Source organism: Nonomuraea solani, from assembly GCF_900108335.1.
In the GTDB taxonomy this organism is placed as follows: Bacteria; Actinomycetota; Actinomycetes; order Streptosporangiales; family Streptosporangiaceae; genus Nonomuraea; species Nonomuraea solani.
The window spans coordinates 195,715-208,741 of sequence record NZ_FNVT01000003.1; the positions used below are offsets into that span (position 1 = coordinate 195,715).

Annotated in this window: 15 protein-coding genes and 2 riboswitches; of the genes, 10 read left to right on the plus strand and 5 right to left on the minus strand. The window is 69.7% G+C overall.

Translation table 11 applies throughout. From position 1 onward, the window contains the following. Nucleotides 1–3: 3 nt before the first annotated feature. Together C4V41_RS11945 and C4V41_RS11950 are read right to left on the minus strand one after the other, a co-directional pair. A complete protein-coding gene (locus C4V41_RS11945) occupies nt 4–759 on the minus strand; it encodes a hypothetical protein (protein ID WP_103955897.1) in 756 nt (251 codons plus the stop codon). A gap of 74 nt (nt 760–833) precedes the next feature. Then, entirely contained in the window at nt 834–1,538 is a 705-nt protein-coding gene (locus tag C4V41_RS11950; RefSeq protein WP_103956518.1) for a FadR/GntR family transcriptional regulator, read from the minus strand. A gap of 124 nt (nt 1,539–1,662) precedes the next feature. On the opposite strand from C4V41_RS11950, the gene C4V41_RS11955 reads away from it, so the two are divergent. From C4V41_RS11955 to C4V41_RS11970, 4 genes are read left to right on the plus strand one after another with little or no spacing between them, the layout of a single operon-like run. Then, complete coding sequence (locus tag C4V41_RS11955; protein ID WP_200823918.1) at nt 1,663–3,033, plus strand: glutamine synthetase family protein; 1,371 nt, start codon at nt 1,663–1,665, stop codon at nt 3,031–3,033. Between the two features lie 3 nt (nt 3,034–3,036). Further along, on the plus strand, nt 3,037–4,380 hold the full coding sequence (locus tag C4V41_RS11960) for an aldehyde dehydrogenase family protein (protein WP_103955898.1): 1,344 nt from the start codon (nt 3,037–3,039) through the stop codon (nt 4,378–4,380). Nucleotides 4,381–4,385: 5 nt separating this feature from the next. Next, nucleotides 4,386–5,150 carry a 3-oxoacyl-ACP reductase gene (locus tag C4V41_RS11965; protein WP_103955899.1) on the plus strand — a complete coding sequence of 255 codons (765 nt, stop codon included), beginning with the start codon at nt 4,386–4,388 and terminating at the stop codon, nt 5,148–5,150. Between the two features lie 3 nt (nt 5,151–5,153). Then, complete coding sequence (locus C4V41_RS11970; RefSeq protein WP_103955900.1) at nt 5,154–5,837, plus strand: gamma-glutamyl-gamma-aminobutyrate hydrolase family protein; 684 nt, start codon at nt 5,154–5,156, stop codon at nt 5,835–5,837. Here the strand turns inward: C4V41_RS11970 and C4V41_RS11975 are convergent. Next, on the minus strand, nt 5,824–6,651 hold the full coding sequence (locus tag C4V41_RS11975) for a hypothetical protein (RefSeq protein WP_103955901.1): 828 nt from the start codon (nt 6,649–6,651) through the stop codon (nt 5,824–5,826). The genes C4V41_RS11970 and C4V41_RS11975 overlap by 14 nt on opposite strands. A gap of 93 nt (nt 6,652–6,744) precedes the next feature. Then, a riboswitch (glycine riboswitch) is annotated at nt 6,745–6,842 on the plus strand. Between the two features lie 88 nt (nt 6,843–6,930). Beyond that, nucleotides 6,931–7,030: riboswitch (glycine riboswitch) on the plus strand. 34 nt (nt 7,031–7,064) lie between these two features. On the opposite strand from C4V41_RS11975, the gene gcvT reads away from it, so the two are divergent. Genes gcvT through C4V41_RS12000 form a run of 5 tightly spaced genes read left to right on the plus strand, consistent with a single transcriptional unit; the run spans nt 7,065 to nt 10,535 of the window. Further along, nucleotides 7,065–8,150 (plus strand): glycine cleavage system aminomethyltransferase GcvT, encoded by a 1,086-nt coding sequence (gcvT, locus tag C4V41_RS11980; protein WP_103955902.1) that lies wholly within the window; start codon nt 7,065–7,067, stop codon nt 8,148–8,150. Next, complete coding sequence (gene gcvH, locus C4V41_RS11985) at nt 8,147–8,539, plus strand: glycine cleavage system protein GcvH (protein WP_103955903.1); 393 nt, start codon at nt 8,147–8,149, stop codon at nt 8,537–8,539. Before gcvT ends, gcvH begins: the two co-directional genes overlap by 4 nt. 53 nt (nt 8,540–8,592) lie before the next feature. Continuing rightward, nucleotides 8,593–9,969, plus strand: coding sequence for an L-serine ammonia-lyase (locus tag C4V41_RS11990; RefSeq protein WP_103955904.1), 1,377 nt, complete (start codon nt 8,593–8,595; stop codon nt 9,967–9,969). A 51-nt stretch (nt 9,970–10,020) separates the two neighbouring features. Next, the gene (locus tag C4V41_RS11995; protein WP_103955905.1) at nt 10,021–10,281 is read left to right on the plus strand and encodes a type II toxin-antitoxin system Phd/YefM family antitoxin; all 261 of its coding nucleotides are present in this window, start codon (nt 10,021–10,023) and stop codon (nt 10,279–10,281) included. After that, entirely contained in the window at nt 10,278–10,535 is a 258-nt protein-coding gene (locus C4V41_RS12000; RefSeq protein ID WP_103955906.1) for a Txe/YoeB family addiction module toxin, read from the plus strand. The genes C4V41_RS11995 and C4V41_RS12000 overlap by 4 nt, the downstream gene beginning before the upstream one ends. A 28-nt stretch (nt 10,536–10,563) precedes the next feature. Here the strand turns inward: C4V41_RS12000 and C4V41_RS12005 are convergent, their stop codons facing one another. Both C4V41_RS12005 and C4V41_RS12010 read right to left on the minus strand, forming a co-directional pair. Then, the gene (locus C4V41_RS12005) at nt 10,564–11,079 is read right to left on the minus strand and encodes a hypothetical protein (RefSeq protein WP_103955907.1); all 516 of its coding nucleotides are present in this window, start codon (nt 11,077–11,079) and stop codon (nt 10,564–10,566) included. After that, nucleotides 11,079–11,678: a DUF6286 domain-containing protein gene (locus tag C4V41_RS12010; RefSeq protein ID WP_146103629.1), complete on the minus strand. Its 600-nt coding sequence runs from the start codon at nt 11,676–11,678 to the stop codon at nt 11,079–11,081. Before C4V41_RS12010 ends, C4V41_RS12005 begins: the two co-directional genes overlap by 1 nt. Nucleotides 11,679–11,815: 137 nt before the next feature. On the opposite strand from C4V41_RS12010, the gene C4V41_RS12015 reads away from it, so the two are divergent. Then, nucleotides 11,816–13,009, plus strand: coding sequence for an amino acid deaminase/aldolase (locus tag C4V41_RS12015; protein ID WP_103955909.1), 1,194 nt, complete (start codon nt 11,816–11,818; stop codon nt 13,007–13,009). The last annotated feature ends 18 nt before the right edge of the window (nt 13,010–13,027 follow it).

Genomic DNA, 13,027 nt, shown 5'->3' on the forward strand with positions numbered 1-13,027 from the left:
CGGTCAGAGGTGGCGGCGGCCACGCCGGGTGGAGGGCAGGTCGTGACGTCCGGAGAGGAACTCCTGGAAGGCGATCTTGACCTTGATCACCGGTCGCCGCCACCGTTCCTCCCGGTGGATGGCCCTGGCCATCTTGCGCGGCGACCGCTTGGCGAAGAACAGGTGCGCCCACGGCGAGCCGGGCCTGGCCAGCCGGAGCGCGCCGACCACCAGCATCGGCGGCACGAACAGCCCGGCCATCCCCGTCCAGATCTTGCCCTTCAGCAGCGTGACGACGGCGAGCACCAGGTTGCCCACGATCAGCGCGGCCGGATTGACCGGCGTGCCGTAGTCCCAGGTGAGCGGCCGTAGCCCGATGAGGAGCAGCCCCGTCACGGCCACCGCGATGAAGACCGCGTCGACCGAGGTGCGCCCCTCCTCTTCCCAGTAGACGTCGTGCAGGTGCAGGATCAGCGCGAACTCGTCCAGCACCAGCGCAGACCCGACGCCGAACACCGACGCCGCGACGGCCATGCCGATCTGCGACCCGGGCGAGACGATGAGCCCGGCGACCCCGCCGACCAGCATCAGGATCACGCCGAACACGACGTGGTGGATGTGCATCTCGCCCACGTTGACGTTGCGGAACCACCCGATCTTCGCCCTGATCAGGCGCACGTTGATGCGGACCGCGATGAAGGCGGCGATGAGCATGACGAAGTAGCAGAACAGCGGCAGCCGTCCCGTGGCGATGATGCTCTGCTGAAACCAGTTCCCCATGACCCTGAATTCGATGGTACGAGCCGCCTGTACCTCTTATGCGCGCTCGCAAAGAAGATCACGATCTTCGGCGGTCAGGACAGGAACGCCCGCAGCAGCGCCGCCGTACCCTCCAGATGCTCCGCCACCGCCCGCCGGGCCGCGTCCGGGTCCTGGTCGAGGATGGCGTCCACGATGGCCCGGTGCTGCACGGCGGCGTGGTCGAGGTTGACCTGGAGCATCGGGATGGCGTTCAGCAGATCGCTCACCCGCGATCGCGCGTCCGCGCATGTCGTCGCGAGCAGGGTCGAGCCGGTCAGCTCCGCGATGGACAGGTGGAAGGCCGTGTCGAGGCGGCGGTAGTCCTCCAGGCCGGCGCCGTTGAGGTCGGACAGGCGGCGGACGAGCACCGCCCGCTTGTCCTGCGGCAGCTCGGTGCCGGCCAGGATCTGCGCCGCGCCGCACTCCACCGCCAGCCGGAACGTCAGCGCGTCCGACAGCTCGGCCATGCCCATCTCCTTGACGGCCTGGCGCAGCTCGCCGGCGTCGGGCTTGGGCGGGACATAGGTGACGAACGCGCCTCCGTAGCGGCCACGGCGCACGTCGAGGTAGCCCGCGTCCGACAGCGCGCGGATCGCCTCACGCAACGTCACCCGGCTGATGCCGAGCCGGACCGCTAACTCGCGCTCGGGAGGGAGCTTGTCACCCGGCGCGACCACGCCCAGTTTGATGGCCTGGAGCAGCCGCTCCACGGTCTCCTCGAAGGCGTTACCCGCCCTGACCGGGCGCAACACCGTCATCAAGCGCGCCGACTCGTCCAACGTGTCCTCAGGTCTTGACAATCGCTCCCGCCATGCACATCAATGGTCTGAGACTAGCCCAATTAACGGGAAAGCGCGTCAGGCCAGATCGGAGCGACGTAGCGTGAGCGAGCGAGCGGGCACCGGCTTCCTTTCCATCGGCGACCTGCGCGACGAGGTGGCGGCCGGCCGGATCGACACCGTGCTCCTCGCGATCGCCGACATGCAGGGCAGGCTGCAGGGCAAGAGACTGTCCGCGCGCTACTTCCTGGACGAGGTGCTGAGCCACGGCTCCGAGGGCTGCAACTACCTGCTCGCCGTCGACGTGGACATGAACACCGTGGCCGGATACGAGATGTCGTCCTGGGAGCGGGGTTACGGCGACTTCGTGATGAAGCCCGACCTCGAAACCCTGCGCAGGGTGCCGTGGCACGAGGGGACCGCGCTGCTGATGGCCGATCTGGCCTGGGAGGGCGGCGGCGACGTGACCGCCTCGCCCCGCCAGATCCTGCGCCGGCAGCTGGCCCGCCTGGCCGACCGGGGGCTGGCCGCGTACGTGGGCACCGAGCTGGAGTTCGTCGTCTACGACGACAGCTACGAGGACGCCTGGAAGCGCGCCTACCGCGACCTGTCGCCGGCCAACCTCTACAACGTCGACTACTCGCTGCTCGGCACCGCGCGCATCGAGCCGCTGCTGCGGCGGATCAGGCGCGAGATGGAGGGCGCCGGCCTGTACGTCGAGTCCGCCAAGGGCGAGTGCAACCTCGGCCAGCACGAGATCGCCTTCCGCTTCGACGAGGCGCTGCGGACCTGCGACAACCACTCCATCTACAAGACCGGCGCCAAGGAGATCGCCGCCCAGGAGGGCAAGTCGATCACCTTCATGGCCAAGCCGAACCAGCGCGAGGGCAACTCCTGCCACATCCACATCTCGCTGCGCAGCCAGGAGGGCGACCCGGTGATGGCGGGCGACGGCCCCTACGGCCTCTCGCCGCTCGGGGCGCGGTTCATCGCGGGCCAGCTCGCCCTCATGCGGGAGCTCACCCTCATGTACGCCCCCAACATCAACTCCTACAAACGCTACGTCCCCGGCAGCTTCGCGCCCACGGCCGTCAAGTGGGGCGTCGACAACCGCACCTGCTCGCTCAGGCTCGTCGGCCACGGCCTGTCGCTGCGGATCGAGAACCGGGTTCCGGGCGGCGACGTGAACCCCTACCTGGCGGTGTCGGCGCTGATCGCGGCCGGGCTGCACGGGATAGACGCCGAGCTGCCACTGGAGGACGCCTTCGAGGGCAACGCCTACGACTCCGGCGCCGAGACCGTGCCGCACACGCTGCGCGACGCGCTGGCGCTGTTCGAGGGGTCGAAACCGGCCCGCGAGACGTTCGGCGGCGACGTGGTCGAGCACTACGCGAACAACGCGCGGGTGGAGCTGGCCGCGTTCGACGCGGCGGTGACGGATTGGGAGCTGTTCCGTGGTTTCGAGCGGATGTGACGCATGAAGATCGTTAATCCGGCGACCGAAGACGTCCTGGCCGACGTCGAGCTCGCCGACGCGGCCGAGGTCGATCGGGCCGTGGAGCGTGCCAGGAAGGCCTACCAGGGGTGGCGCGACGTGGCCCCGGGCGACCGGGCGCGGCTGCTGCGCAGGTTCGCCGGCCTGGTGGACGCGCACGGCGACGAGCTGGCCCGGCTGGAGGTGGCGAACGCCGGGCACACCATCGGCAACGGGCGGTGGGAGGCCGGCAACGTACGCGACGTGCTGCACTTCTACGCCGGCGCCCCCGAGCGCAACCACGGCAAGCAGATCCCGGTGCCCGGCGGCGTGGACATCACGTTCCAGGAGCCCTTGGGCGTGGTCGGGATCATCGTCCCGTGGAACTTCCCGATGGTCATCATGACGTGGGGCCTCGCCCCGGCGCTGGCGGCCGGTAACACCGTGATCGTCAAGCCGGCCGAGTGGACTCCGCTGACCGCGCTGAGGCTGGCCGAGCTGGCCCTGGCGGCGGGCCTCCCCGAGGGGGTGCTCCAGGTCCTGCCTGGGGCAGGGGAGGTCGCGGGAGCCAGGCTGGTCGAGCATCCCGGCGTGGCCAAGATCGTGTTCACCGGATCGACCGAGGTGGGCAAGGAGATCGCGGCCAAGGCGGCGGCGCAGGTCAAGCGGGTCACGCTGGAGCTGGGCGGCAAGTCCGCAAATATCGTCTTCGCCGACGCCGATCTCGAAAAAGCGGCAAAAACCGCTCCTTATGCCGTCTTCGACAACGCCGGCCAGGACTGCTGCGCCCGCTCCAGGATCCTCGTCCAGTCCTCCGTGTACGACGACTTCATGGCCCGCCTCGCGGAGGCCGTACGCGGGGTCAAGGTCGGCGACCCGCTCGACGAGAGCACCGAGATGGGCCCGCTGATCAGCGCCGAGCACCTCGACCGGGTGCGGGGCTTCCTCACCGGCACCCCCTACCTCCAGGGCTCGTGCCCGGAGGGCAAGGGCTACTGGTTCCCGCCGACCGTGCTGACCCCCGGCGTCACGGACCGGGCGTTCACCGAGGAGATCTTCGGGCCGGTCGTGTCGGTGGCGCGGTTCGAGGACGAGGCGGAGGCCGTACAGATCGCCAATGACACCCCCTACGGTCTCAGCGGCTCCATCTGGACCCGCGACGTCGGGCGGGCGCTCCGCGTGGCCAGGGCGGTCGAGTCGGGGGCCCTGTCGGTGAACTCCCACTCCTCCGTCCGCTACTGGACCCCGTTCGGCGGCTTCAAGCAGTCCGGCCTCGGCCGGGAACTCGGCCCGGACGCCCTGGCGGCGTTCACCGAGACCAAGAACGTCTTCATCTCATCGGAGTGACACAGATGCAGCGGTTGCAGGATCGGGTGGCGGTCATCACCGGCGCGGGCAGCGGGATCGGGCTGGCCACGGCGCGCCGGTTCGCCGACGAGGGCGCCAAGGTGGTCTGCGCGGACGTCGACGAGGAGGCGGGCGTCAAGGCGGCGAACGAGGTGGGCGGCCTCTTCGTCCGGGCCGACGTCACCAGCGAGGACGACGTCGTCGCGATGTTCGAGACGGCGCACGAGACGTACGGCAGCGTGGACATCGCCTTCAACAACGCCGGCATCTCGCCTCCCGACGACGACTCGATCCTGGAGACCGGCATCGACGCCTGGCGGCGCGTCCAGGAGGTCAACCTGACCAGCGTCTACCTGTGCTGCAAGCACGTGATCCCCTACATGCGGCGCCAGGGCAAGGGCTCGATCATCAACACGGCGTCGTTCGTGGCGGTGATGGGGTCGGCGACCTCGCAGATCTCCTACACCGCGTCCAAGGGCGGGGTGCTGGCGATGTCGCGGGAGCTCGGCGTGCAGTTCGCCAGGGAGGGCATCCGGGTGAACGCGCTGTGCCCCGGCCCGGTGAACACGCCGCTGCTGCGGGAGCTGTTCGCCAAGGATCCGGAGCGGGCGCAGCGGCGGCTGGTGCACGTACCGATCGGGCGTTTCGCTGAGGCGACCGAGATCGCGGCGGCGGTGGCGTTCCTGGCCAGCGACGACGCCTCGTTCATCACGGGCAGCGAGTTCCTGGTGGACGGCGGCATCTCCGGCGCCTACGTGACGCCGTTCTAGATCATGGCGCCTCTCATCGGCATCACCTGCTACGTCGAGCCGGCCACGTTCACGGTGTGGCCGGACACTCGCGCGGCGCTGCTGCCCTATATGTACGTGGAACAGGTCGTCCGCGCCGGTGGCCAGCCCGTCCTGCTGCCACCGGCCGGCCGGCCCGCCGACGCGCTGCGTGGGCTCGACGGGCTCATCCTGGCCGGAGGCGGCGACATCGACCCGGCGCGGTACGGCCAGGATGCGGGTCAGCACACCGGCTATGTCCGTAAATTTCGGGATGAGGCCGAGTTCGAGCTGCTCACCGCCGCCCTCGACCGTGGCGTCCCGTACCTGGGCGTGTGCCGCGGCCTCCAGGTGCTCAACGTGGCCCTGGGCGGCAGCCTGCACCAGCACCTGCCCGACGTGGTCGGCCACGCCGGCCACGGCCCCGCGCCGGGACTCTTCGGGCACCTGCCGGTGCGCCCCACGCCCGGCAGCCGGCTGGCCAAGGTGCTCGGGTCGGACCCGGTGACGGTCCCGCACTACCACCACCAGGCCATCGACCGCCTCGCCGAGGGTCTCACGGTGACGGCCACGGCCGAGGACGGCACGATCGAGGCCGTGGAGCTGAACGCGAAGGCGTTCGCGGTGCAGTGGCACCCGGAGGCCGCCGACGACCACGCCCTCTTCGAGGCGCTGGTCAGGACCTGCTGACCGGTTCGAGGACGCCACTGACCAGCACGGCGTCCTTCCCGTACGTGTCCTCCAGCCTGCGGCGCAGGTCCTCGGTGGCCACCCACACGCCCACCCGCACCAGGCCCCGCATGGTGTCCGGCGAGGAGGAGATGAACTCGCCGCCCAGCTCTTCGTCGATCTCCCGCTGGATCGCGTGCAGCTCGGCCTCGGTGCGCTGGGCCCCGCTGACGCACAACGCCCCGCCCCAGACCTCGCGGATCCACGCCTCCCGGCCGGCCAGATCGCCGGTGAACTTGAGGTTGACCACGTATCGCAGCGCGTCTGTGTGCTCCTCCTTTTCCGGCTGAGGTCCGATCCGGTCGATCCAGGCCCCCGCGAACTCCTTGGCCGTCCTGGCCCGGTCCATCGCCTTCTGCATGGTCCGCTCGGTCGTCCTGCCCGGGTCGACGGGCCGCCAGCCGCCCTGAGGCTCGGGGCACGCGCTCGCGAACTGGTCCGCGTCGTCGGGGTCGGCCGGCTTGACGGGCTCGCCCGGCGGCTCGGTGAGGGTCAGCCTGGCGCCGTCCCATGTGCCCACCACCCGATAGGAGCCCCATTTCACGCCGTTCAGCGACTCGTGATCCACCTTGTCCCAGTCCCAGCCCACGACGTCGGGCCCGCCGCACTGCGGCGGGAGCGACTCCTGGACCATGTCGCACAACTGCGGCCCATGCCCGCCACCTTCGAGCACGGTGAGACTGGCCTGGTAGCGCGTGGGCGTGGGCGCCGCAGCCTGCTGGGAACCGCAGGAGACCAGTGCCAGGATCGCGATGAGACCAATGAGCCGCTGCACGCCCTATAGACGTCACCGGCCCCAGGGCGGTTCACGGAATATCAGAACGCGACAACACCCCCATGACGGCACTAGGCTGACGAACATCACCGGCGAAACCGTGCGGGAGAGCACCCTGACAGCCGGTCAGGGTCCCTGAAGGAGCAAGCCCTCCCCGCAAACCTCTCAAGGCAAAGGACCGCACGGCCGCCTAGTAAGAAACCTGCAAGAAGGGGCCGCCGCCCACTCTCGTGCCCAGCACGACCGTAGCGGCGGTCAACACGGCAGATTTCTCACTAGGAGGTGTCCTCTGGAAAGCAGGCCTGCGTGGCCTCGCCGAAGGTGAAAGTCCGGCAAAGGTCGGGCGAAGCTCTCAGGCATCGATGACAGAGGGGGAGGATGCTGGCATCCAACCCTGTCCTGAGGTGCGACAAATGTCCCGACCGACACCGCTACGAGACGTTCACGAGAGCCTCGGCGCCACGCTCACCGACTTCGCCGGGTGGCTCATGCCGCTCCGGTACGGGAGCGAGTCCGCGGAGCACAAGGCCGTACGCGAGGCGGCCGGGCTGTTCGACCTCTCGCACATGGGTGAGATCTTCCTGACCGGCCCGCAGGCCGGGCAGGCGCTGGACTACGCGCTGGTCGGCCACCTGTCGGCGCTGGCGCCCGGGCGAGCCAGATACACCATGATCGTCAACGAGCGCGGCGGGGTGCTGGACGACCTCATCGTCTACCGGCTGGCGGACGAGGAGTTCATGGTCGTGGCGAACGCCTCGAACTACGAAAAAGTCGCCGGTGAGCTGAAAAATCGTGCGAAGGCGTACGACGTGGTGGTCGAGGATCGCTCCGACCAGTACGCCCTGATCGCCGTCCAGGGCCCCCGCTCCCAGGAGATCCTGGCCACGCTCACCGACGCCGACCTCGACGGCCTCAAGTATTACGCCGGCCTGCCCGGCCTGGTCGACGGTCGTCAGGCGCTGATCGCCCGTACCGGCTACACCGGCGAGGACGGGTTCGAGCTGTTCGTCGCCAACCAGGACGCGGTGCCGCTCTGGCACGCCCTCATGGCGGCGGGCGAGCCGCACGGTCTCAAGCCCGCCGGTCTGTCCAGCCGCGACACGCTCAGGCTGGAGGCCGGCATGCCGCTGTACGGCAACGAACTGGGCGTGGAGCTCACCCCGTTCGACGCGGGGCTGGGCAGGGTGGTGAAATTCGACAAGCCGGGCGACTTCGTCGGCAGGTCTGCGCTGGAGGCGGTCAAGGACGACCCGCCCAGGCGCCGGCTCGTCGGCCTGGTCGCGCGGACCCGCCGGGTGCCGCGCCACGGTTACCCGGTCACCAAGGACGGCGTGGTCGTCGGCGAGGTCACCAGCGGTGCGCCCTCCCAGACTCTGGGAAAACCCATCGCGATGGCCTACGTGGACACCGATGCCGAAACAGGCCTGGCCGTGGACATCCGGGGCAGCCATGAACCTATGGACCTGGTCGAGCTGCCCTTTTACAGGAGGAAAAAGTGAGCAACATCCCTGACGAGCTGAGCTACACCAAGGAGCACGAGTGGGTGGCCGGCCTCGACGACGGTCTCACCGTGACCGTCGGCATCACGGCCTTCGCCGCCGAGGCCCTTGGTGATGTCGTCTTCGTGCAGCTTCCCGAGGTCGGAGCGACCGTCGAAGCGGGCGACTCGGTCGGCGAGGTGGAGTCCACCAAGTCGGTTAACGAGATCTACTCCCCCGTCAACGGTGAGATCACCGAGGTGAACCAGGCCATCGTGGACGACCCGAGCCTGGCCAACAGCGACCCGTACGGCGAGGGCTGGATGTTCAAGGTGCGCCGCGAGGGTGACCCTGAGGACCTGCTGTCGGCCGAGGAGTACACCGCGCTCACAGCGAGCGGCGACTCCTGACCCACTCGCCGGGGCCCGCGCGGGCCCCGGCCCTCCATGAAGGGCGCACATCAATGGCGATCAGCGTCTTCGACCTTTTCAAGATCGGCATCGGCCCGTCCAGCTCCCACACGGGAGGCCCGATGGCGGCCGCTCACAAGTTCGCCCGCGGCCTGCACGACGACGACCTGCTCACGCGGGTGGCGCGGGTCGAGGTCATCCTGTACGGCTCGCTCGGCCTGACCGGCAAGGGCCACGGCAGCGACAAGGCGGTCCTGCTCGGCCTGTCCGGCGAGAAGCCCGAGCTGGTGGACGTGGACAGTATCGACGGCCGGCTGGCCGAGATGCGCGAGTCGGGCAAGGTCCGGCTCTACGGTACGCACGAGATCGACTTCGTCGTGGGCGAGCACCTCGTCTTCGAACGCAAGATCTCGCTCCCCGAGCACCCGAACGGCATGCGCTTCACCGCGTACACGGACTCAGGCGACCCGCTCAGGGAGAAGGTCTACTTCTCGGTCGGCGGCGGCTTCGTCGTGGACGAGAACGCCGCCGGCGCCGACCGCATCAAGCCGGACGACACTGTCCTGCCCTACCCCTTCACCACCGGCGAAGAGCTGCTCAAGCACTGCTCGAACACCGGCCTGTCGATCTCCGCCCTCATGCTGGAGAACGAGCGGGCCTTCGGCCGTACCGAGGCGGAGATCCGCTCGGGCCTGCTGCGGCTGTGGCAGGTCATGTCGGAGTGCGTGACCCGCGGCATCGCGAAGGAGGGCGTGCTGCCCGGCGGCCTCAAGGTCAGGCGCCGCGCCAACCAGCTCCACCGCCGCCTGCAGGCGGAGTGGGGCGAGAAGGACCCGCTGCAGGCCATGGACTGGGTGGCGCTGTTCGCGCTGGCGGTCAACGAGGAGAACGCCGCCGGCGGTCGCATCGTCACCGCCCCCACCAACGGCGCCGCCGGCATCATCCCGGCCGTTCTGACCTACTACACCCGCTTCGTCCCGCACGCCGACGACGAGGGCGTGGTCCGCTTCCTGCTGACGGCCGGGGCGATCGGCGTGCTGTTCAAGGAGAACGCCTCGATCTCGGGCGCCGAGGTGGGTTGCCAGGGCGAGGTCGGCTCGGCCTGCTCCATGGCCTCCGCGGGCCTGACCGAGGTCATGGGCGGCACCCCTGAGCAGGTGGAGAACGCGGCGGAGATCGGCATCGAACACAACCTGGGCCTGACCTGCGACCCGATCGGCGGCCTGGTCCAGATCCCGTGCATCGAACGCAACGCGGTGGCCTCCAACAAGGCCATCACCGCCGCCAGAATCGCCCTGCGCGGCGACGGCCGCCACTACGTGGCCCTCGACAAGGCCATCAAGACGATGCGGGACACGGGCCGGGACATGTTGGACAAGTACAAGGAGACCTCACGCGGCGGCCTGGCCGTCAACGTGATCGAGTGCTGACCGGCCTTTCGAGTGGTACCATAATGTTGTACCACTCGAAAGGAGTTGGTCGTGTCCATCACCGCCAGCGAGGCTCGCCGTCGTCTGTTCCCGCTCATCGAAGAGGTCAACAACGACCACATCGCCGTGGAAATCGTCTCCAAGAGCGGTAATGCCTACCTCGTGGCCGCGGAGGAATACGAAGCCCTCCTGGAGACGGCCTATCTGCTCCGCTCCCCCGTCAACGCACGCCGGTTGATCGAGTCCTACCAGGAGGCGGTCGAAGGGCGTCATGAGCGGCACGAGTTGCAGGGCGACGAGGATGCTCGATGAAAGTCGCGTTCACCAGTCAGGGCTGGGAGGACTACGTCCACTGGCAGACAGCCGACCGGCAGATCCTCAAGCGCGTCAACCGGCTCATCGAGGAAACCCTGCGTGATCCTTACGAGGGCATCGGCAAGCCCGAGCCGCTCAAATACGCATTGGCGGGTGCGTGGTCGCGGCGCATCACTGATGAGCATCGCCTGGTGTACCTTGCCGTGAACGACGAGATCATCATCTTGCAGGCCCGCTACCACTACGAGTAGACAGCGGACCTCAGTGTGAGCCGCATGGTCAACGTGATCTAGTGCTGATCGGGCGGCGTACGTGCAGGTGGACGACGGCCGGGGTCTCGTCGTCGCGGACCTCGCGGCGGATCCGGCCCACGATGTCACCGTCCAGTTTCGTCACCACCGCCCCCACGTCCGCCGCCGCCGGGCACGTCAGGCCGATGTGCAGCCCGTCCTCCGCCACCCGGACCCCCGTCCTGCTGAGCCCGTCCACGCCCTTGAGGCCCACGAAGAGCATCGCGGTGCCCGTGCCGGTGTGGGTGCCGCGGCGGCCCCAGCCCAGGCCGAGCAGGAGCCAGCGCAGGGCGACCAGGGCCAGCAGCATCAGCCCCAGGGCCAGGAACCACAGCGGCCAGGGCTCGTCGGCCAGGGTGCGATGGGTCTGCGCGGGCAGGACCTTGGCCTGCGGCGGGAGGTCGAAGTAGCGGTCGTGGGCGCGGAGCCACGCGTACGTGCCGAGGCCCAGCAGGATCGCGCCGACGACGGCCAGCCCGACGCGGTTGCCCGTGTACTGGCGCATCAGACGGCCTTCCTGCGCAGCCGGACCACGACCTCGCAGGTGCTCAGCGTGCCGACGCCCGCCAGGCGGTCGCCCACGCCGGTCCCGACCTGTCTGAGCATCGTGCCCGAGCTCTCCGCCCTCGTCACGACGGTGACCTCGATGGTACGGCGGCGCAGGCGCACCCGGGCCTTGTCCACGCCCGCCACCTGCTGGGCGGCCGCGCACAGCGTACGGCGCAGGCCCGAACGGGTGATGCCGATGACGATCAGCGGGTCGGACGTCTCGACCGGCACCAGCCGGGAGCGGCCCGGCACGATCGCCAGCAGCAGCATGACCGCGCCCGCCGCCGCCATGAGGAGGGCCAGGGTGGACGTCTCCGGCCACGCGGTCGTGCTCGCCAGTTCCACCAGCTCGTTCACGGGGATCCAGCCGAGCGGCTTGCCGAGCAGCCCCGACACCACCTCTGCCGAGGTCGCCCCCAGCCCGGCGGCGAGCGTGGTCGCGACGATGACGCCCGGGACGGTACGCGCCGGCCTGAGCGCCAGGTTCGCCCTGCGCAGCCCCGTGTGCCGCGGGGTGACGGCGGCGCCGGGCAGTTTCTGCTGAAGCGTGGTCATCACAACGTCAGACGTACAGGGCGCCCGCATCGCCTGAACCGCGCCCTCGCCGCCGATTTGCCCGAACATTACGGGGGCGGCAACTAATGTGAACCTGGCTCATATTCATTCGCCCGATATGCCGTTACCCTGCTGGTATGGATGACCGGCAGCGGTACGACCGCGTCACAGCGGCCCTCGAACCGCCGTTCGCGATCCTCGATCTGGCAGCCATGCGCGCCAACGCGGCAGACCTCGTACGACGGGCGGCGGGCAAACCGATCCGGGTCGCCAGCAAGTCCGTCCGCAGCCGCCCGCTGCTCGAACGCGTCCTGGCCATGGACGGTTTCCAGGGCATCATGTCCTTCACCCTGCCCGAGGCCCTGTGGCTGGCCGGGCACGGTTTCACCGACCTCCTCGTGGCCTATCCCACGGCCGACCGGCAGGCGCTCGCCGCCCTGGCCGCCGACGCGCGAGCCGCCAGGGAGATCACGCTCACCGTCGACTCGACCGCCCACCTGGACTTCATCGAGGCGGCCGTCTCCGGAGTGCACCCGCGCGCCGAGATCAGGACCTGCATCGAGATGGACACCGCCTACGTCACCCTCGGCGGCCGGTTCAGGGCGGGAGTGCTCCGCTCCCCCATCCGCGAGCCGGCGGAGGCCGCCGACCTGGCCGCCGCGATCGCCAAGCGGCCGGGGTTCCGGGTGGCGGGGCTGCTGGCGTACGAGGCCCAGATCGCCGGAGTCGCCGACGCCCCGCGGGGCAACGCCCTCTACACCCGCGCCATCCGCGTCATGCAGGCCCGGTCGGCCAGGGACCTCATCGTCCGCCGCGGCCGCGTCGTGAACGCCGTCAGCCAGGTCGCCGACCTCGAATTCGTCAACGGCGGCGGCACCGGCTCCGTCGAGCGCACCGTACGCGAGAAGGCCATCACCGAGGTGGCCGCGGGCTCCGGGCTGTTCCATCCCCGGCTGTTCGACTTCTACCGCGGCTTCACCGGCCACCCGGCCGCCCTGTTCGCCCTGCCCGTGGTGCGCCGCCCGGCCCTCGGCACGGTGACGGTGCTCGGCGGCGGCTACCCGGCCTCGGGCGCCGCCGGACCGGGCCGCCTACCCCAGCCGTATCTCCCGGCCGGGCTGAGCTACGCCCCCGACGAGGGCGCGGGCGAGGTGCAGACCCCGCTGCGCGGCCAGGCGGCCGAAGACCTGCGGATCGGCGACCGGGTGTGGTTCAGGCACGCCAAGGCGGGCGAGATGTGCGAACGCTTCGACGCGCTGCACCTCATCGACGGCGACACCCTGGTGGAGTCGATCCCCACGTACCGCGGCGAGGGCCGCACCTTCCTGTAAGGCGCGGGCCGCGCCTCA

Excerpts from the sequence above, each read along its gene's own strand:
- C4V41_RS11945 (WP_103955897.1), bottom strand. The coding sequence starts at position 759 with ATGGGGAACTGGTTTCAGCAGAGCATCATCGCCACGGGACGGCTGCCG.
- C4V41_RS11950 (WP_103956518.1), bottom strand. The coding sequence starts at position 1,538 with ATGACGGTGTTGCGCCCGGTCAGGGCGGGTAACGCCTTCGAGGAGACC.
- C4V41_RS11960 (WP_103955898.1), top strand. The coding sequence starts at position 3,037 with ATGAAGATCGTTAATCCGGCGACCGAAGACGTCCTGGCCGACGTCGAG.
- C4V41_RS11965 (WP_103955899.1), top strand. The coding sequence starts at position 4,386 with ATGCAGCGGTTGCAGGATCGGGTGGCGGTCATCACCGGCGCGGGCAGC.
- C4V41_RS11970 (WP_103955900.1), top strand. The coding sequence starts at position 5,154 with ATGGCGCCTCTCATCGGCATCACCTGCTACGTCGAGCCGGCCACGTTC.
- gcvT (WP_103955902.1), top strand. The coding sequence starts at position 7,065 with ATGTCCCGACCGACACCGCTACGAGACGTTCACGAGAGCCTCGGCGCC.
- C4V41_RS11990 (WP_103955904.1), top strand. The coding sequence starts at position 8,593 with ATGGCGATCAGCGTCTTCGACCTTTTCAAGATCGGCATCGGCCCGTCC.
- C4V41_RS12000 (WP_103955906.1), top strand. The coding sequence starts at position 10,278 with ATGAAAGTCGCGTTCACCAGTCAGGGCTGGGAGGACTACGTCCACTGG.
- C4V41_RS12005 (WP_103955907.1), bottom strand. The coding sequence starts at position 11,079 with ATGCGCCAGTACACGGGCAACCGCGTCGGGCTGGCCGTCGTCGGCGCG.
- C4V41_RS12010 (WP_146103629.1), bottom strand. The coding sequence starts at position 11,678 with ATGACCACGCTTCAGCAGAAACTGCCCGGCGCCGCCGTCACCCCGCGG.
- C4V41_RS12015 (WP_103955909.1), top strand. The coding sequence starts at position 11,816 with ATGGATGACCGGCAGCGGTACGACCGCGTCACAGCGGCCCTCGAACCG.